Source organism: Flavobacterium fluviatile (assembly GCF_010645065.1).
Lineage (GTDB): Bacteria > Bacteroidota > Bacteroidia > Flavobacteriales > Flavobacteriaceae > Flavobacterium > Flavobacterium fluviatile.
Genome location: NZ_JAADZW010000006.1, coordinates 50,600 through 68,234, shown reverse-complemented (window position 1 = coordinate 68,234; position 17,635 = coordinate 50,600). Strand labels below are relative to the sequence as shown.

Here is a 17,635-nt window from a genome sequence, read left to right as displayed (position 1 = left end):
ACAGGCAGCTTAATTCAGGCTGCCTGTTTTTTTCTATTCTATGCTAAATAATTTTTTAGCTCCTGAAGCATTAAGATTATTTTCTGCTATTTCTAAAAAATAATCCATTTGCCATTGCTGTGTTTTTTGAGCTTGTTTGCTGGTAGCAAAATCCCATGGCGGATAGACTCTCGTAGCTCTTTTTCCTTCTTTAGCTGAGGTGGAAAAAATTCCTTTTTCTAACAAAACAGCTTTTGGAAAGATAAATTGTCCAAAATTATTTCCTTTTCGGACAGCGATAATCACAAAATCGATTAAATCTGAAAAATCAAAAGGTTCAATCGTTCCAGCCGTATTTCGTTTCCACAAAGTAACAAATTGTCCTGTTTTGGCCGGGGTAATTTTAGCTTCTCTGTAGCAGACTTTTTTATCGTTGATTTCAAAACGATAAGCACTGTATTCATTACTTTCTGCTTCCGGTAAAGGCTGAGTACATTCTAAATCACATCGGTCAAAAACCAGTTTTTTTACAAGTATTAAATCATTTGGTATTGATTCCGGTTCTCTCCACTGCTTCATCATTTTAGCTGCAACTTAAAATGAAACATTCAAACCAAAATTAAACGCCCATTGAAATTGATTAAAGGTTTGATTGGTTAATGGATTGAGGTAATAATTCATGCCCGGCTCAACAAATACATGTGTTTTTTTGTATATACGATATTGAAAAGTACTGCTTAGCAAAGAACCGAAAACGAATTCACTGGCATTTAAGTTATCACCTATAGAATTTCCGTTTAAGGTCATATTGTTTGAAATTAATTTTCCTACGAAGCCACCTGTATTTAAACTGATACTCGTTTTGTTTTTACTAAAAAGAGAATAAGAAACCTCAAGAGGCATTTCAATGTACTTTAAACTCTGATCGATGTTCCCGCTTTCAAGATTGTCACTTTTCAAAGCATTACTGGTATTTTTTGAAACGAAAACATAGCTTGAATTGTTGGTTATTCTTGGCGAGACACCATTTGTAAATGAATTTGGGCTAAAATATTCATTCATTATTGGCGCAGAAGCAGTATTATTATTATTGCTATAGTAAGAAACATTAGCAATACTTTGTCCCAATTCATTAATTTTTAAGCCGGAACTCACAGCCCATTTTTTATTGAGTTTGTAATTGGTTTTTACTCCAAATGAACTTGTTTGTTTTGACTCGTTTACATTCCCGAATGTTTTTTGGTTATTATAGTTTTCTGAATTTGCTATTCCCGCAAAAACTTCCAAAGACCATTTTTCAGGATCAGATGCAGGTTCAGTTTCTTTGTCTTTTTCAGTTTTAACTTCAACAATGCCTTTTTCCAAATTTTGTAATACTGCCAATTGAAGTGAATCTTCTCTATTCAATGAACTAACAGATATTGAGTTGTTTTTTTGAATGTTTTCTGCCAATATTGATTTTGTTATTGTTTCATCAGAAGCTTTTTCCAGGGTATTAGTTTTTGGATCTGAAATTGAATTTGAAGAATTTAAAACCACAGCAGGATTGTTTTTTGAAGCTGATTTGTCTTCCCAAAAAGAATTCGGCAATTGATTATTTGAAACAGAATTGAACGAATTTTGTTTTCCTGCAGTGTATGTTTTTTCAGCCACAGCCTGATTCTCATTTCTCTTTTCAGATGGCATTTGATTATTTATAACAGAATTGAACGAATTTTGTATTCCTGCAGTGTATGTTTTTTCAGCCACAGCCTGATTCTCATTTCTCTTTTCAGATGGCATTTGATTATTTGAAACAGAATTGAACGAATTTTGTTTTCCTGCAGTGAATTTTTTTTCAGCCACAGCCTGATTCTCATTTCTCTTTTCAGATGGCATTTGATTATTTATAACAGAATTGAACGAATTTCACAGCCTGATTCTCATTTCTCTTTTCAGATGGCATTTGATTATTTGAAACAGAATTGAACGAATTTTGTTTTCCTGTAGTGAATGTTTTTTCAGCTGCAATCTGATTTGTATTTTTTGTTACAATGTTAAAATTCTGGTTTGAAATTCCTGAATTGATTTTTTTATTAGAATTAATAGGAGTAATTGTTGTTCTGTATTTCTTAGTATTTCCGGAATTTTCAGATGGCTTTGCTATGTTTTCTAGAGAAGGATTTTCAACAATACCGGAATTTTCTTCGTTATTGTTTTTCTCAACAGAAATTGCTTTATTCTTATTTAAGTCGGTTTTGTTTTCATCAAAAACAACGCTTTTTCCAATCGATTCGTTATTTGTTTTTTCAATTTCTGAATTAGAACTGAAATTTACAATAGCAGGGAGCAATAATCCTAATAGCAGACATGCAGCAGCTGACCACCAAAGAATTGTTCTCTTTTTCTTTTTAGGTTTATCAAGTTCTTCTTCAATTTTATTCCACAATTCAGGTGGCGGAACACTGGAAAAGTTTTCCATTGATGAAAAAATATCTTCTATTTTTTGCTTTTTCATGCTGTTTTAAAATTTTTAATGCTCAAAATCCTTTTTTGTAAAATTCGTTTGGCCCTGTTTAAATTGGATTTAGAAGTTCCCTCTGAAATTTTGAGTTGTTCCGCAATTTCCCTGTGTTTCATTTTTTCAAAAACATATAAGTTAAAAACCATGCGGTACTGGTCTGGTAATTCTCTGATATATTCTAACAATCTTTCCTGCGGTATCGGAACAATTTCTAATTCTTCTTCTTCCACAAAATCGGTATCAGGATCAAAAACATCCAAAAAGAAGCTTTCCTTTCTTTTCCTGCTTAATGTCTCGATGAGTTTATTGATAAAGATTCGCTTTAGCCAGCCTTCAAAGCTGCCTTCAAATTTATATTGATGGATTTTTTGAAAAACAATAACAAAAGCCTCCTGAAAAACATCTTTGGCATCATCTTCATTTTTCATATATTTTAAGCAAATACCATATAAAACAGGAGAGAACAACTGATAAATTTTCAGTTGTCCTGCTCTGTCATTTTGTATGCATTGTTTAATATATATGTCTAAATCGTCTTTCAAAAATAGGGTAGTTTTGTTGTTGCAAAAATAACTTTTTTTATACTCTTAACCTATTTTTTATAGATAGTACGGGTACCCTCTGAGTCATTACTTATGATTGTTAAGTTTTGATTGTCAAGGTTTTCTATGATATATGTTTTGCCTTCAAAAGAAATCAGGTCTTTCTCAGACTGATCAAAAAAACTGATTCCTTTTTTGATTTCATACAAGCTGTTTCGAATTTCGACATCATCTTTGTAGGTAATGATTTTTCCGTCAGGAGTAAAAACTATTTTTTTATTGAATCCTATTGTTTTTGGAGTAGCAACATAAGGGTTATTTTCTCCGCCTGTCGTTTTTACCCAGATCCAGGTATCCGTAATCTGACTGGTTTTTTTTGTGTTATTTTTTAATGGGTAAGCCGTTGTACAAATGATAAATACAATGAAAAGAAACAGTTTTTTTGTCATGATTGGTTTAAATTTTTAAAAGTACAATTTTGTCTTTAATTGCCTTCTTGAAAGCTTTCACTTCTGTACTTTGATCTGCTGTATCAGTATTGTCGATATAGATTTTTGTTGTACTGGCACCTTGGTGTAATTCAAAATAAACACCACCCTGATCTGCTGAGTCTGGAGATCCGTAGGTTTTGGTCTGGCCTTTTAGGTTTAAGATTTCAGTTGGGACATTTTTCAGGAACAACGTGTATTCGCCTCTTTTTATTGTAGCAGTATTTTTATATTGACCAAACTCATAAATTCCGTTTGCAACATCTAAGAATTTTAGGGTATTATAATCGTTTAACTGATAAAATTGCTGACAATCTGAACCACTGCATTCACCATAAAAAGTTCCAATCACAATATTGTCTTTGTTTTCTGTAGTTCGGTTAAAATAGACAGGTTTTGTCGTCTTTGGAATCAAAACATAATCAGCAGGATAGGTTGTTGCAGGATTGGTTACCTCTCCTGTTGACGGTCCGTGCTCATAAAAATTGACAATAATCTGGCAATTGTTTTCTACTATAGAAGTGATTTTTATGCCATAACCAGTGGTTGTTTTTTGTCCTGAAAAAATTCCAACCAGAAAATTATTGGTAAAATTGATATTTGGATCACTTGCAACCGTACATGAATTGGCATGTTGTGTAAAATACTGATTTAGTTTTTCCTGACTGTTTATAATTAAAGCGGCAGGGTTTGGAAACTGCTCTTTAAGGGTATAGTTACAGTCAAGAGGAAAACCGGTGAAAGGAACATTCGTGTATTCTCCACAAGTATCCTGTGGCAAATCATCATTAAGTGAACAGGCACTGAATCCAAAAGCTATAAATAAGCTTAGCATTAACTTTTTCATGAGTTTCATTATTAGGTTTATTTTTAATAGATGTAATTGTTTTAAAATGGTTGCGTTGAAGAATATTTTTTTAAAATTGAAGGGATTGTTTATTTAATTTAGAATGGTTACTAATTCGTGAAATTTTATTTTTAAAAATTAAGAACTACGTATTATTGCGTACTTTTACGTAAAAATTAACGTAGTTATGTTGGATATTCTGCCACTTTTGTCCGTATTTGTTATTGCTGTATTCTTAGGTATTTATTTAGGAAAAATATTGTCATCGGCTAAATTTGAATCAGAAAAAGTTGGATTAAGTGAAAAACTTAATGCGGCAAATTCACAATTTCAATTGCAGAAAGAACAATTTCAAAATGATAAAAACAATTTTGAAAAACAGCTTCATTTAATCAGTTTAGAAAAAGATACTATCCGGAACGAGAAAGACAGCCTGGCGATTCAGCTTTCAAAAAAAGAGGTGGATTTTGAAAATTTATGGGAGCGTCATAAAGAACAGAAACTCGAAATAACCGAACTGCAGCAGAAATTCACCAAAGAATTCGAAAATTTAGCCAATAAAATCCTTGAAGAAAAGTCGGCAAAATTTACCGAACAGAATTCCGTAAACATGAAAAACATCCTGTTGCCTTTGCAGGATAAAATTCAGGGTTTTGAGCAAAAAGTAGAGCAGACACATAAGGAGAGTATTGATTACCATGCAGCACTGCGTCAGCAGATTTTAGGTTTAAGCGAAATGAATGTTCAGATGAGCAAAGAAACCCTGAATCTGACGAAAGCTCTCAAGGGTGACAGTAAAATGCAGGGTAACTGGGGCGAACTTGTTCTGGAACGTGTGCTGGAAAAATCCGGACTTGAAAAGGGAAGAGAATACGAAGTACAGCAAAGTTTTATAAATGCTGACGGAAATCGTGTATTTCCGGATGTGGTGATTAATCTTCCCGATGGCAAAAAAATGATTGTCGATTCTAAAGTTTCACTGACTGCTTACGAAAAATGGATCAATGAAGAAGATGAGATCCTAAAAAATGAATTTCTGAAAGAACACGTCAATTCTTTAAAGAGACATGTCGAACAGCTCGGAAGCAAAAATTACCACGATTTGTACCAAATTGAAAGCCCGGATTTTGTTTTGCTTTTCATTCCCGTTGAACCCGCTTTTGCCATTGCCCTAAACGTGGATTCTGAACTATACAATAAAGCTTTTGTGCGCAATATTGTGATTGTAACACCCACTACTTTACTGGCTACTTTACGAACAATTGACAGTATGTGGGCCAATCAGAAACAACAGGAAAATGCTTTTGAAATTGCACGTCAGGCAGGGGCATTGTACGATAAATTCGAAGGTTTAGTTTCTGATTTGTTAAGAATAGGCAATAAAATAAAAGATACCAAAACTGAATACGAAAACGCTATGAACAAACTGGTAGATGGAAGAGGGAACCTTATCTCAAGTGTTGAGAAATTAAGAAAAATGGGTGCCAAGGCTAAAAAATCACTTCCGGAGAACATTGTTTCCAGAGCTTCAAATACAGATGAAAATCAATTATTAAATTGATTTTAATTAAATAAACTAAACAAAACCATAAATTACAAGATTAATGACTACAGATTTCAAACCCGTTTCTTCATCAAAAATTAGTATTTCCGAATTAATGCTTCCTTCGCATACCAATTTTAGCGGAAAAATTCACGGAGGTTACATTTTACAACTGCTGGATCAGATTGCCTTTGCATGTGCTTCAAAATTTTGCGGCAATTATTGTGTAACGGCTTCGGTAGATACGGTAAACTTTTTAAAACCTATTGAAGTAGGTGAGCTTGTTACGATGAAAGCTTCGGTAAATTATGTTGGGCGCAGCTCTATGATTGTGGGTATCAGAGTAGAGGCAGAACATATCCAGACAGGTGTTGTCAAACATTGTAATTCATCTTATTTTACTATGGTAGCAAAAGATAAAGAAGGCAAAAGCGTTCAGGTTCCGGGATTAATTTTAACTAATCTGGATGAAGTACGCCGCTTTAGAAAATGCATCAAACAGATTGAAACCAAAAAAGAAATAGAAGAGCACGCCAGAGAGGCCAAAGTGAACTCGATTGAAGATTTGGTGAATCTGGACAAATATAATGTGTTGCTCGAAATAGGATAATTTTCTATCTCGTAGTGATAAACACATTAAATAAAACAAGATGGTAAAGTTTGGCTATACAATTTTATACGTAGAAGATGTAGAAAAGTCGATTGCGTTTTATGAAACTGCATTTGGCTTTTCAAGAAAATTTATTACTCCTGAAAATGACTATGGTGAGTTAAGCACAGGAGAAACGACAATATCATTCGCTTCAAAAAAACTGGCTTCCGAAAATTTATCCGATGGTTTTATCGAAAGCAGTCTCGAAGATAAGCCTTTTGCAATTGAATTAGGTTTTATAACAGAAAATGTAGGTGAGCTGGTACAAAAGGCGACTTCTTTAGGGGCTGTTTTAGTTACAGAACCTAAACAGAAACCCTGGGGGCAGATTGTTGCCTATATTAGAGATTTGAATGGCTTTTTGATTGAGATTTGTACAGCAGTCGGAGAATAGCTTTTGCTGAAAATTCACAAATATTTAGCACAAAATCTTCAGCCAAAATCACAGAAATTCCGTAACTTTAAGTGTAATCATTTAAGGTTGCGGAATTTTTCACTGAATCGCCATTCGATTTTTTAACCTGAGTTTTGTGAAGTTAATAACCGAATGACATAATTGTTAAATACTGACGATTATGAAAAGAACTGTATTTTTAATTTTATTATTTACCGCCTGTTCGATTATTGCCCAGGAAAAAATCACTACTGAGAAAGCAATAATAAACTTTGAGGCCAGTGTTCCCTGTTTTGAAGAAATTAAAGCGATAAATAAGTCGGTTATGATTAGCCTGGATCCAAAAACCAGCACATTATTGTGTACTGTATTATTGAAGGATTTTCATTTTAAACTGGATTTGATGGAAGAACATTTCAACGAAAATTATGTACAAAGCCATCGGTATCCTAAAGCTGTTTTTAAGGGTAAAATTGCAAAATTCGACTTAAAAGACATTGATGAAACGGAGAAAGAATATCTGATAAAAGGGAAATTATTAATCCGCGGAAAATCAAAGGACATACTGGTAAAGGCTTTATTTAAAAAAGTTTACGGAGGAATTCAAATCAAGTCTGATTTCCCAATTACCATTTCAGATTTTGATATTGAAATACCGGAAAGAATAGCTTCTAAAATTGCAAAAACAGCTAAAACAGAGTTAAGCGGTATAATTGGAAATGACGAGGAAGTTCTGTTATCCTTAAAGTAAATTTAGGAAATACAGTTTGAAAGTGCCGTTTTTAAATCTTCAAACTGAAAATTGAAACCTGATTGTTTAATCTTTTCAGGCGAAACCCTTTTCCCCTTCAATACTGCAATACTCATTTCACCTAGAACAATTTTGAGTACAAAAGCCGGAACTTTAGGAAGCCAAATTGAATAGCCGAGCAAGTTTGCAAGTGTTTTAGATAATATTTCGTTTGTGGTATTGTCTAAGACAGCTGCATTGCAAGGGCCATTTACTTCCTCATCCTGAATGGCTTTTAGATAGATTTCGCACAAATCCTGAATGTGAATCCAGGGCAAAAATTGTTTTCCGGTTCCTAATAGGGTTCCAAAACCCATTTTAAAAACGGGCAGCAGTTTTTTAAGGAAACCTTCGTTTCTGCCTAAAACAATTCCGGTTCTGATTTTTACAGACCTAATAGCTAAGGATTCGATTTTATTTACCGCTTCTTCCCATTTTTGGCAGGTAGTGCCTAAAAAGTCATTGCCAACAGGGCTGTTTTCCGTACAAATTTCATCAGAAGTTTCGGCTCCGTAAATCCCAACTGCCGAAGCAGAAATAAAGGCATTGAGAGATTTGTTCTTTTTTTGTAAAACAGAATGAATGAGTTCAATAGGTTTTACACGGCTTTCCAGAATGGCTTTTTTACGTTTGGCCGTCCATCTTTTCTCGACAATTCCTTCGCCTGCCAGATGGATGATATAATCTGCAGAAGTGATAGCTTCTTCATCAATGTAATCCTGATCCGGATTCCATTTGTAATAGGTAATATAATCAGTGTTGTTTCGGCTTGATCTGCTTAAAACAGAGACCAAAAAACCATTCGCTAAAAGCATATTCGTTAAGTATTCCCCAATAAATCCTGTTCCTCCGGTTAATAGTACAGTCGCAGCCATAATAGTTTACAATATATTTAACAGTGTCTCTTGCGTGCATCTAAGTAAAGATACTCAAACATTCCTTATCTTTAGGCCCAATTCTAAATTTAAAAGAAATGGCTCCTAAAAATAAGATAATCAGTAAAGAAGATATCGTTTCCATATACATGAATGAAGTGCTGGAGAAAGGCGAAAAACCAAAATCGGTTTATCATTTTGTAAAAGATAAGGATTTTACAGAGGCAGAATTTTATTCTTTTTTTGGAACGCTGGAAGGTTTGGAAAAAGAAATTTTCAGATTGTTTTTTGCCAACACAGTTGATTTGCTGCATAAAAACACTGACTATTCAGAATATGATATGAAAAACAAAATGCTGAGTTTTTATTTTACCTTCTTCGAAATCCTGACAGCCAACAGAAGCTATGTGCTGCAATCACTAAAAACAGACAGAAATCCCTTGAAAAACCTAACGCAGCTTACGGCACTCAGAGATAGTTTCAAAGAATATGTTTCTGAAATCCTGACGGATGAGTATAGACTTGAGGTTGAAAAACTGCAGAAGTTCCAGGAGAAAGCCATTAAGGAAAGTGCCTGGCTGCAATTGATGATGACAATAAAATTTTGGATGGACGATGCTTCTCCTGCTTTTGAAAAAACAGATATTTTTATAGAAAAATCCGTAAATGCTTCTTTTGAATTGATGAATGTAGCACCTATGAACCATCTGATAGATTTAGGAAAGTTTCTCTTTAAAGAAAAAATATACAGCAAATAATGAAAACAATCGATTATATACCAACGTCAAAAATAGAACGGGCAGGAAAACTCGTTCAGACAGGGGCTAAAATTGGCGTAAACTACGTAAAACATTATGCTGAAAAAATAGTCAACCCCGATTTAACCCGTGATAAACTCAATGAAAACAATGCCGAAGACATTTACGACGGACTAAAAAGCCTCAAAGGAAGCGCTCTGAAAGTTGCCCAGATGCTCAGCATGGACAAAAACTTTTTGCCTCAGGCGTATGTGGAGAAATTTTCGTTGTCACAGTTTTCTGTTCCGCCGCTTTCGGCTCCTTTGGTTTTGAAAACATTCAAGAGCAATTTTGGCAAAACCCCTTATGAAATTTTCGACGAGTTCAATGCCAATTCTGTTAATGCGGCAAGTATAGGGCAGGTGCATCTGGCAAAAAAAGGAGATAAAAAACTGGCGGTTAAAATTCAGTACCCGGGAGTTGCCAACAGCATTTCATCTGATCTGGCTTTGGTAAAACCAATTGCGATACGAATGTTTAACCTGCAGGGAAAAGATTCTGATAAATATTTTAAGGAAGTTGAAGACAAACTGATTGAAGAAACCAATTATCTGCTGGAATTAAAACAGAGCGAAGAAGTTGTAAAAGCCTGCAGTAAAATTGAAAATATTCTTTTTCCGAATTACTATCCGGAATTTTCATCAGAGAAAATCATTACGATGGACTGGATGACGGGAATCCACCTTTCTGAGTTTACGGCAAAAGATTTTGATCGTGAAACCGGAAATAAATTAGGGCAGGCGCTCTGGGATTTTTATATGTATCAAATTCATGTTTTACGTAAAGTTCACGCTGATCCGCATCCGGGAAATTTTCTGGTGGACGATCAAAACCGACTGATTGCACTGGATTTTGGATGCATGAAACAAATTCCGAACGACTTTTATATTCCGTATTTTGAGCTCATCAATAAAAATGTCATTACCGATAAAAATCGTTTCAACGATAAATTATTCGAATTAGAGATCCTTCGCCCAGATGATTCACCTGCTGAAGTAGAATACTTTACAGCAATGTTTCATGATTTATTGTCGCTTTTTACAAAACCCTTTCAAGACGAAACCTTCGATTTTGCGGATGAAAAATTCTTCAACGCTATCGCCGAATTAGGAAAACGTTTTTCAGAAGATACCAACCTCAAAAAAATGAATGGAAATCGTGGCTCTAAGCACTTTATTTACATGAACCGTACTTTCTTCGGGCTATATAATCTGATGTTTGATCTGAAAGCAAAAATTGTAGTAGATCAGTATTTGAAATATTAGAGTTTTTACAGCGGCATGGATATTCTGGCTTTTGTGGTGATTCCCTTCACAAAAGGTATCTATGAATGTCTTTTAATTGTCGTCGGTATTAGTTTCTTCGGGCTTTTGAATCAGGGGATTAAACAGGGATTGCGGATCATCAATTTGTATGGTTTGTGTAGGGTAGGCAAACTCTATGCCCTGTTTTTCAAAAGCGCTGAATATAGCAAGATATATAGCTTGCTGGCTGTCCATGTAGGTATTGTATTCAGGATCTTCAACATAATATACAAACTCGAAGTTAAGGCTAAAATCGCCAAAACCCGAAAAATGCCCACGATCATAACTCACTTTATTAACAGTAAGAATTATTTCTTTAACTGTTTCAGGGATACTTGCAAGCTGTTTTGCGGTTGTCTGATACGTTACGCCTAAAGTAAATACGATTCTCCTTCGCTCCATGCGCTTGAAATTGTGTAATCTGGAATTGGTCAGATCGGTATTAGAGCAAATCAGCTGCTCCCCGTTTAATGTCCGGATACGTGTAGTCTTTATTCCGATATATTCAATAATTCCGTTATCATCTCCAATTACCACAAAGTCGCCAATCTCAAATGGGCGATCAAAAAATATAACGAAATAACTGAAAAGATCTCCAAGAACAGCCTGTGCAGCAAGGGCAATAGCTATTCCTCCCACACCTAATCCTGCAACAATTGTGGTTACATTATATCCCATATTATCAATCAGGAAAACTACACCAAGTATCCAGATTATAATATTTACAATAGCAATAAGTCCGCCTGCCTGTTTTTCTTTGCTCTCGCTGTCCTCATCTCGTTGTATAAAAGAAAAAACAAATTTTCTAAAAGCGGCAATGATAATTTTAACGATATAAAAAGTAAGTATAATCATGTAGGCAACATGCAGCACATTTGTCACTTTTTCTCCAAAACTGAGGGTCTGGAGAGCAAAATATACAATACTTATATGCAATAGGGGCAGCGCACTTTTCTCTATGATGCCTAATACAAATTCATCCCAGCTGGTTTTTGTATTTGCAGCCCATTTTTTCAGCCGTTTAAAAATTACAAATTTAAAGATTCTCAAGACTATGAAGGTAATAACTATAATGGCAATCGCTATTAACCAGTCATATAATTTGTTACCCAAAAAAGTTAAATCTAATATGCCTGTCATAATTTTTTATTTATCTGTTTTTATTCTTCGGTTTATAACCGGCTTATGTAAATAAATGCTCCTGGTTTAGGAGTTGATGCCTGACATGAGCTTAGAGATATATCTTTTGGTAGGAAATAAGAATTTCAAATCTCCAAATCAGAGATTGATTTATAATAAGACAAATTGCACATGCAGAGTAAAGGCATAAATTAGGGTGCCGGTAGTGTTATTTACGAAGTTAAGGCTTTATTTTTAAAGAACAAAGCTTTAAAGTGATTATTAGAAAGCATAAACCAATAATTGGAGACATTTAATAATTTATTCTAATTTAGCTTATTAAGGATTTGATAATTAAATCATAAAGGTTAAATTAGCAGTTCAACATTTTTTATCTATGGAAAAATTGCCCGTACACAAACTCAATGAATTAAAAGCTACGGCTATTTGTGGCAATGATATCACTTCCTCATGTCTTTATGTTTCAGCTCTGACAATAGGTTTTGCGGGCCAGTATGCCTGGATTTCTTTGCTTATTGTAGCTCTGGTATTGTATATGTTTCGAAAGATTTATGGCGAAGTTGTTGGTGCATTACCTTTAAACGGAGGAGCTTACAATGTACTGCTTAATACATCAAGTAAAAAAATCGCCTCGGTTGCAGCTGTACTAACAGTGCTGTCTTATATGGCAACAGCGGTGATATCGGCTTCTGAAGCGATGCACTATCTCCACACCATTTTTGAGGGCTTAGCAGTAGGGACGGCAACAATAGTTGTTTTGATTATTTTTACCATTCTGGCAATTATTGGTATTGGAGAGTCGGCAATAGTGGCGGTGGTGATTTTTTCGATTCACTTATTTTCATTGCTGCTCCTGGTAGGTGCTTCAGCTTTCTTTGTGTTCTCTCACGGACTTGATACCTTTAGCCTTAACTGGAGTATGCCTATAAATCCTAAAGGAATTATATACACTCTTTTTCTTGGGTTTTCTGTGGCAATGCTTGGTATTTCCGGGTTTGAAAGCTCAGCCAATTTTGTAGAAGAGCAGAAACCAGGTGTTTTCAGAAAAACACTTAGGAATATGTGGGTCATAGTTAGTTTCTTTAACCCTGTAATTGCTTTATTGCTGATTTCAATTATACCATTTGCAGAACTGGGAGAACACAGAGAATCACTACTTTCCCACATGGGCGATGTTACAGGTGGTGCGTGGCTTTCCCGGCTAATATCTATAGACGCAGTGCTTGTGCTTTGTGGTGCTGTTTTAACTTCTTTCGTTGGGGTATGCGGACTTTTAAAAAGAATGACTCTGGACAGGGTGCTGCCTAATTATTTTTTAAAGGAAAACAAAAAAGGATCGAGCTACAGGATTATCATTGTTTTTCTTATTTTGTGTATTTCGGTATTTATCGTTACAGGGGGCGATCTGGAATCACTTGCCGGAGTTTATACCTTCTCGTTTCTGGCTGTTATGGCATTATTTGGTATTGGGAATCTGCTCTTAAAAGTGAAGCGTAAAAAATTGCCACGTCCTGAAAAAGCCAACGCTCTGGTAGTGGTAATTGCTATTGGTTTCATAATAACAGGCTTTGCAGGCAATGTTATACTGAATAAAGAGGCTTTTCTGACATTTATAAAATATCTCATACCGTCACTATTGGCTGTTGGTATTATGCTGAGCCGTTCTTTTCTTATAAGACTGAGCCTTAGTGTAGTAGAGTACTTTTACAGGCCTATACGTTCATTTGCTGTACTAAGCAACAGGTATCTTAGAAATATTCACCGAAAAATATATTCTCAGGAGTTTGTTTTTTTTACTAAAGGAGATGATGTGGCTATACTCAATAAAGTAATGCAGTATGTGCAGAATAACGAAACTACCAGAAAACTCAAAATTGTCAATGTACGCAAGCAGGGAGAATGTAATGAAGCTTTAAAAAAAGATCTTGAAGTGCTGGATAGGGCTTATCCGGAAATAGATATCGATTTCATTGAAATTGAAGGTGTTTTTGGACCGGAGCTTATTGATGAACTTTCTTCTAAATGGGATATTCCTAAAAATTTTATGTTTATTGGTTCTCCGGGAGATAAATTCTCATACAGGGTTTCTGAACTTGGAGGAGTAAGGCTTATTATGTAAGATATAGGATTCCTGCGGTCAAAATTTTTCTTTTACAATATTCAGGTGTATTTGTCAGCTATAACATTCAATGCCCGCAAATACGAACAGTAATATTAGAATTGAAAGCTGGGCCTGAACTTAGCTGTTTTTGAGTTTACCTGATTAGGCCTGTTTTATAAGTCGCAATCGCCCGATCTCTTGCAAAAGCATGGTCAATCATTGGTTCATTATATCCCAAATCAAATTCTGGAATCCATTTGCGGATGTAGGCTCCTTTTTCATCAAATTTCTTTTGCTGAATTTCCGGATTAAAAACCCTGAAATACGGAGCAGCATCACAGCCGGTTCCGGCGGCCCATTGCCAGTTGCCAACGTTGGAGGCTAATTCAAAGTCTAAAAGTTTTTCGGCAAAATAAGCTTCGCCCCATTGCCAGTTGATTAATAAATGTTTGCATAAAAAACTTGCTACAACCATACGCACGCGATTGTGCATGTATCCTGTTTCATTGAGCTGACGCATTCCGGCATCGACCATTGGATAACCCGTTGTTCCGGAACACCAGCGTTTGAAATCGTCTTCGTTATTACGCCACTGAATACCGTCATAAGCTGATTTGAAATTGTGATTGACACAATTAGGAAAGCTAAACAGAATCTGAATGAAAAACTCCCTCCAGATCAGCTCGCTTAAAAAAGTCTGGTTTTTTCCGTTTGCCCAGTTCACTGATTTCCGAATACTAACAGTTCCAAAACGCAAATGCGGAGAAAGATACGAAGTGCTGTCTAAAGCCGGAAAATCACGTGTTTCTTTGTAATTGGTAATTTGAGTCAGGTTATGAGGCTGTACTTTTATAGTGCTTCTTTCAAAACCAATTTCAAAAAGATGCGGAAAAGGGAACTTATTTTTTGCAAAATTTGAAAAGTGGGATTTCGTATCATATTCTGGTGCTGAGCCTGAAAAATGATATTTCTCCAGCCATTTGTTTTTGTACGGTGTGTAAACCGTGTAGGGAAGACCGTCGGCTTTTGTGATTTCTTTTTCTTCAAAAATCACATGATCTTTATAGGTGAAGGACTCAATATTGTTTTCTTTTAATAATTGAGTAATTGATGCATCACGTTTAATTGCAAAAGGTTCGTAGTCTTTGTTGAAGAAAACGTTTTGAATATCAAATTCTTCGATAAGGGATTTCCAGATGTTTTTGGTATTTCCTTTTTTAATTAAAATAGAAGATTCTAAAACATTCAATTCATTATTTACCTTCTCAAGTGAATCATAAATAAAACTGACCCTGGCATCATTTTTTGGAAGATTATCCAGAATTTCATTATCAAATATAAAAAGCGGAATCACAGGAAAATCAGATTGCAAGGCATGAAACAATCCGGTGTTATCTTCTAATCGCAAATCGCGTCGGAACCAGAAAAAAGTAACTTTTTGTTTTGTCATTATATGAGTTTTCACTGATTATTTTTTAACACATAGATACATAGATTCTGATTTTCAAGAGGGTGTAAAAGAGAAACACATTTCTCAACACATAGCTATGTGTTTTTATGCTAGTGAAACGTCTTTAACCGCAAAGAGAATCCATGTTTCAATGTGTTTAAACTTAAAATCTGTTATTATAATTTTGAATTGAACAATTCATCGATTTTGGTACGACGAAAATCAAAAATTCCATTGATTTTTTTATTCACAACTAATTTATTCATAAGACGGCCTAAATACCCAAATGGTATGGCGTAATGTACAATGTCAGTCATTTTAGTTCCGCCATTTTCTGCAGGTTCAAAAAAGTGTTTGTGATGCCATAAAGCGTAAGGGCCAAAGCGCTGTTCGTCTATGAAATATTGGTTTTCCTGAGAAACAGTAATGATGGTTACCCAATTGATTTTAATTCCGAATAAAGGTTTTAAAGTATAAGTTATGATTTGTCCGGGATACATTCGCTTTCCATCAAAATCCTGAATCTCAAAGCTCATATCATTGGGTGTGATGGTTTGAAGGTTTTCGGGGCTTGAGAAAAAGTCCCAGCATTCTTCAATACTGGCGTTAAGATGCTGTACAGCTTCTGTTTTATAGATTTTCATGAAATATATATTGCGAATAGTTCTTGTTTACGTTTGCGCTAGGGAGTGAAAACCCAGACTCCAAGTCATAAGTTAAGAAATTTCATTCGTCACTTCGAGTGATTTTTAATAATAATGCGATAGCTTTATGATTAAAAATTGTATCGAGAAACTTTTAATAACAAGGTTCTCGATACATTTTGTTTAAAAAAAGCTATCGCATTTTTAAACAAACACTCGAAATGACGGTAATATCTCTTAACGGATTAACCCGACTCTTGGGTAACGCCCAAATCATTTTACATTTTATAATACTTGAAAGGAACAAATAACATCCCAAAACATTCGCCATGTTCTTTTCCTAAATGTTTATGGTGAATTTTATGTGCCTTTCGAAGACCGATAAGGTATCTGTTTTTAGTGTTTTTGAACCATTTAAAACGTTGGTGGATCAAAACATCGTGAATCAAAAAATAACATATACCATAAGTTGTGATGCCACAAGCCACAAAAAACAAATAATTGAAGCCGCCCTGAACCCCAAAATAAAAAAGGATAATACTCGGAATGGCGAAAATGACAAAGAAAATATCGTTTCGCTCAAAAGTATGTTCGTATTTTGGCTGATGATGATCTGCATGAAAATACCACATCAATCCATGCATGATGTACTTGTGCGTGAGCCAGGTAACACATTCCATGAACATAAAAACACCTAAAAAGATTAAAAAAGAAATCATTTTTGTTTTGTTTTAAAATAAATTTTAGACTAATTTTAATTTGTAAGTTACAAAAGACTGGGCCAAAAGACCTGCTTTGGTATAATTGGAAACACGGATTCTGGAATTTCCAATTTCGGAGCAGGGAGTGTTTTTGAGCTTTTTCAATAGTTTTTTGTAGTAGATAAAAGCGGTATAAACGCCAAACTTTGCCTCGATTGGCAGCTTTACAATACCCTGATAGGCAACTTTAAAATCTTCCTCAATTTCATTGATGATGGCGGTTTTTGCATTTTCATCAAATGAGTTCAGATTCACTCCCGGGAAATAATTTCGGTTTAAAACCAGATTGTCATCTTTTAAATCCCGCAGGAAATTCACTTTTTGGAAAGCAGATCCCAATCGCATCGCTTCATTTTTCAGCTGTTCGTATTTTTGATTATTTCCCTTCACAAAAACTTTAAGGCACATTAAGCCCACGACATCAGCGGAGCCGTAAATGTAATCTTCATATTCAGTTTGAGTATTGTAATTTGATTTGATGAGGTCTAGTTTCATACTTTTTAAAAATGCCTGAATCAGATCGTCGGTAATATTGAATTGCTTTACGGTATGCTGAAAAGAATTAAGAATAGGGTTGAGGCTAATTCCTAACTGCATTGCCTTGTAATACTCTTTTTCGAAATCATCAATGAGATACTCTTTCTCATATTCATGAAAAGAATCTACAATTTCGTCTGCAAAACGCACAAAGCCATAAATGCTGTAAATGGCATCCCGAATCCCAGGCGCGAGCATGTGTACGGCAAGAGAAAAAGATGTGCTGTAGTTTTTGGTAACCAGCTTACTGCATTTGAAAGAAACGTTGTCGTATAGTGATTTCATTTT

At 34.9% G+C, this 17,635-nt stretch carries 19 protein-coding genes; 7 read left to right on the top strand and 12 right to left on the bottom strand.

What is annotated here, in order from left to right:
- Positions 1 to 33: 33 nt before the first annotated feature.
- Genes GXM17_RS08690 through GXM17_RS08665 form a run of 6 tightly spaced genes read right to left on the bottom strand, consistent with a single transcriptional unit; the run spans position 34 to position 4,359 of the window.
- Positions 34 to 558: a MepB family protein gene (locus GXM17_RS08690; RefSeq protein WP_244307359.1), complete on the bottom strand. Its 525-nt coding sequence runs from the start codon at positions 556 to 558 to the stop codon at positions 34 to 36.
- Between the two features lie 15 nt (positions 559 to 573).
- Positions 574 to 1,857, bottom strand: a complete 1,284-nt coding sequence (locus tag GXM17_RS08685; protein ID WP_163398944.1) for a hypothetical protein — start codon at positions 1,855 to 1,857, stop codon at positions 574 to 576.
- Between the two features lie 4 nt (positions 1,858 to 1,861).
- Entirely contained in the window at positions 1,862 to 2,476 is a 615-nt protein-coding gene (locus GXM17_RS08680; RefSeq protein ID WP_163398943.1) for a hypothetical protein, read from the bottom strand.
- Entirely contained in the window at positions 2,473 to 3,024 is a 552-nt protein-coding gene (locus GXM17_RS08675; protein WP_163398942.1) for an RNA polymerase sigma factor, read from the bottom strand. Before GXM17_RS08675 ends, GXM17_RS08680 begins: the two co-directional genes overlap by 4 nt.
- Before the next feature lie 50 nt (positions 3,025 to 3,074).
- On the bottom strand, positions 3,075 to 3,473 hold the full coding sequence (locus GXM17_RS08670) for a hypothetical protein (RefSeq protein ID WP_163398940.1): 399 nt from the start codon (positions 3,471 to 3,473) through the stop codon (positions 3,075 to 3,077).
- A gap of 7 nt (positions 3,474 to 3,480) precedes the next feature.
- On the bottom strand, positions 3,481 to 4,359 hold the full coding sequence (locus GXM17_RS08665; RefSeq protein ID WP_163398938.1) for a protease complex subunit PrcB family protein: 879 nt from the start codon (positions 4,357 to 4,359) through the stop codon (positions 3,481 to 3,483).
- Between the two features lie 187 nt (positions 4,360 to 4,546).
- On the opposite strand from GXM17_RS08665, the gene GXM17_RS08660 reads away from it, so the two are divergent.
- The 4 genes from GXM17_RS08660 (at position 4,547) to GXM17_RS08645 (ending at position 7,699) form a co-directional block, all read left to right on the top strand.
- Positions 4,547 to 5,920, top strand: coding sequence for a DNA recombination protein RmuC (locus tag GXM17_RS08660; RefSeq protein WP_163398936.1), 1,374 nt, complete (start codon positions 4,547 to 4,549; stop codon positions 5,918 to 5,920).
- Between the two features lie 43 nt (positions 5,921 to 5,963).
- Positions 5,964 to 6,512, top strand: coding sequence for an acyl-CoA thioesterase (locus GXM17_RS08655; protein ID WP_163398934.1), 549 nt, complete (start codon positions 5,964 to 5,966; stop codon positions 6,510 to 6,512).
- A gap of 40 nt (positions 6,513 to 6,552) precedes the next feature.
- Positions 6,553 to 6,948, top strand: coding sequence for a VOC family protein (locus tag GXM17_RS08650; protein WP_163398932.1), 396 nt, complete (start codon positions 6,553 to 6,555; stop codon positions 6,946 to 6,948).
- A 181-nt stretch (positions 6,949 to 7,129) separates the two neighbouring features.
- On the top strand, positions 7,130 to 7,699 hold the full coding sequence (locus GXM17_RS08645; protein WP_163398930.1) for a YceI family protein: 570 nt from the start codon (positions 7,130 to 7,132) through the stop codon (positions 7,697 to 7,699).
- A gap of 2 nt (positions 7,700 to 7,701) precedes the next feature.
- Here GXM17_RS08645 and GXM17_RS08640 read toward each other — a convergent pair whose 3' ends face one another.
- A complete protein-coding gene (locus GXM17_RS08640) occupies positions 7,702 to 8,613 on the bottom strand; it encodes a TIGR01777 family oxidoreductase (RefSeq protein WP_163398928.1) in 912 nt (303 codons plus the stop codon).
- A 98-nt stretch (positions 8,614 to 8,711) separates the two neighbouring features.
- Between GXM17_RS08640 and GXM17_RS08635 the strand changes: the two genes are divergently transcribed.
- Positions 8,712 to 9,371, top strand: a complete 660-nt coding sequence (locus GXM17_RS08635) for a TetR family transcriptional regulator C-terminal domain-containing protein (RefSeq protein WP_163398926.1) — start codon at positions 8,712 to 8,714, stop codon at positions 9,369 to 9,371.
- Positions 9,371 to 10,675: an ABC1 kinase family protein gene (locus GXM17_RS08630; RefSeq protein ID WP_163398924.1), complete on the top strand. Its 1,305-nt coding sequence runs from the start codon at positions 9,371 to 9,373 to the stop codon at positions 10,673 to 10,675. Before GXM17_RS08635 ends, GXM17_RS08630 begins: the two co-directional genes overlap by 1 nt.
- A 72-nt stretch (positions 10,676 to 10,747) precedes the next feature.
- Here the strand turns inward: GXM17_RS08630 and GXM17_RS08625 are convergent, their stop codons facing one another.
- Positions 10,748 to 11,854, bottom strand: a complete 1,107-nt coding sequence (locus GXM17_RS08625) for a mechanosensitive ion channel family protein (RefSeq protein WP_163398922.1) — start codon at positions 11,852 to 11,854, stop codon at positions 10,748 to 10,750.
- A 376-nt stretch (positions 11,855 to 12,230) separates the two neighbouring features.
- On the opposite strand from GXM17_RS08625, the gene GXM17_RS08620 reads away from it, so the two are divergent.
- Positions 12,231 to 13,973, top strand: coding sequence for an APC family permease (locus GXM17_RS08620; RefSeq protein WP_163398920.1), 1,743 nt, complete (start codon positions 12,231 to 12,233; stop codon positions 13,971 to 13,973).
- A gap of 136 nt (positions 13,974 to 14,109) precedes the next feature.
- On the opposite strand, the gene GXM17_RS08615 is transcribed toward GXM17_RS08620, so the two are convergent.
- From GXM17_RS08615 to GXM17_RS08600, 4 genes are all read right to left on the bottom strand, one after another.
- On the bottom strand, positions 14,110 to 15,405 hold the full coding sequence (locus GXM17_RS08615; protein WP_163398919.1) for a cryptochrome/photolyase family protein: 1,296 nt from the start codon (positions 15,403 to 15,405) through the stop codon (positions 14,110 to 14,112).
- A gap of 176 nt (positions 15,406 to 15,581) precedes the next feature.
- Entirely contained in the window at positions 15,582 to 16,049 is a 468-nt protein-coding gene (locus tag GXM17_RS08610) for an SRPBCC family protein (protein ID WP_163398917.1), read from the bottom strand.
- 278 nt (positions 16,050 to 16,327) lie between these two features.
- Positions 16,328 to 16,768 (bottom strand): sterol desaturase family protein, encoded by a 441-nt coding sequence (locus tag GXM17_RS08605; RefSeq protein ID WP_163398915.1) that lies wholly within the window; start codon positions 16,766 to 16,768, stop codon positions 16,328 to 16,330.
- 24 nt (positions 16,769 to 16,792) lie between these two features.
- Positions 16,793 to 17,632: a phytoene/squalene synthase family protein gene (locus tag GXM17_RS08600; RefSeq protein ID WP_163398913.1), complete on the bottom strand. Its 840-nt coding sequence runs from the start codon at positions 17,630 to 17,632 to the stop codon at positions 16,793 to 16,795.
- Positions 17,633 to 17,635: the final 3 nt, after the last annotated feature.

Coding starts and splice junctions, on each gene's coding strand:
- GXM17_RS08685 (WP_163398944.1), bottom strand. CDS start 1,857: ATGCCATCTGAAAAGAGAAATGAGAATCAGGCTGTGGCTGAAAAAAAA.
- GXM17_RS08600 (WP_163398913.1), bottom strand. CDS start 17,632: ATGAAATCACTATACGACAACGTTTCTTTCAAATGCAGTAAGCTGGTT.
- GXM17_RS08660 (WP_163398936.1), top strand. CDS start 4,547: ATGTTGGATATTCTGCCACTTTTGTCCGTATTTGTTATTGCTGTATTC.
- GXM17_RS08690 (WP_244307359.1), bottom strand. CDS start 558: ATGAAGCAGTGGAGAGAACCGGAATCAATACCAAATGATTTAATACTT.
- GXM17_RS08625 (WP_163398922.1), bottom strand. CDS start 11,854: ATGACAGGCATATTAGATTTAACTTTTTTGGGTAACAAATTATATGAC.
- GXM17_RS08640 (WP_163398928.1), bottom strand. CDS start 8,613: ATGGCTGCGACTGTACTATTAACCGGAGGAACAGGATTTATTGGGGAA.
- GXM17_RS08680 (WP_163398943.1), bottom strand. CDS start 2,476: ATGAAAAAGCAAAAAATAGAAGATATTTTTTCATCAATGGAAAACTTT.
- GXM17_RS08635 (WP_163398926.1), top strand. CDS start 8,712: ATGGCTCCTAAAAATAAGATAATCAGTAAAGAAGATATCGTTTCCATA.
- GXM17_RS08620 (WP_163398920.1), top strand. CDS start 12,231: ATGGAAAAATTGCCCGTACACAAACTCAATGAATTAAAAGCTACGGCT.
- GXM17_RS08650 (WP_163398932.1), top strand. CDS start 6,553: ATGGTAAAGTTTGGCTATACAATTTTATACGTAGAAGATGTAGAAAAG.
- GXM17_RS08645 (WP_163398930.1), top strand. CDS start 7,130: ATGAAAAGAACTGTATTTTTAATTTTATTATTTACCGCCTGTTCGATT.
- GXM17_RS08630 (WP_163398924.1), top strand. CDS start 9,371: ATGAAAACAATCGATTATATACCAACGTCAAAAATAGAACGGGCAGGA.
- GXM17_RS08605 (WP_163398915.1), bottom strand. CDS start 16,768: ATGATTTCTTTTTTAATCTTTTTAGGTGTTTTTATGTTCATGGAATGT.
- GXM17_RS08615 (WP_163398919.1), bottom strand. CDS start 15,405: ATGACAAAACAAAAAGTTACTTTTTTCTGGTTCCGACGCGATTTGCGA.
- GXM17_RS08665 (WP_163398938.1), bottom strand. CDS start 4,359: ATGAAAAAGTTAATGCTAAGCTTATTTATAGCTTTTGGATTCAGTGCC.
- GXM17_RS08670 (WP_163398940.1), bottom strand. CDS start 3,473: ATGACAAAAAAACTGTTTCTTTTCATTGTATTTATCATTTGTACAACG.
- GXM17_RS08655 (WP_163398934.1), top strand. CDS start 5,964: ATGACTACAGATTTCAAACCCGTTTCTTCATCAAAAATTAGTATTTCC.
- GXM17_RS08610 (WP_163398917.1), bottom strand. CDS start 16,049: ATGAAAATCTATAAAACAGAAGCTGTACAGCATCTTAACGCCAGTATT.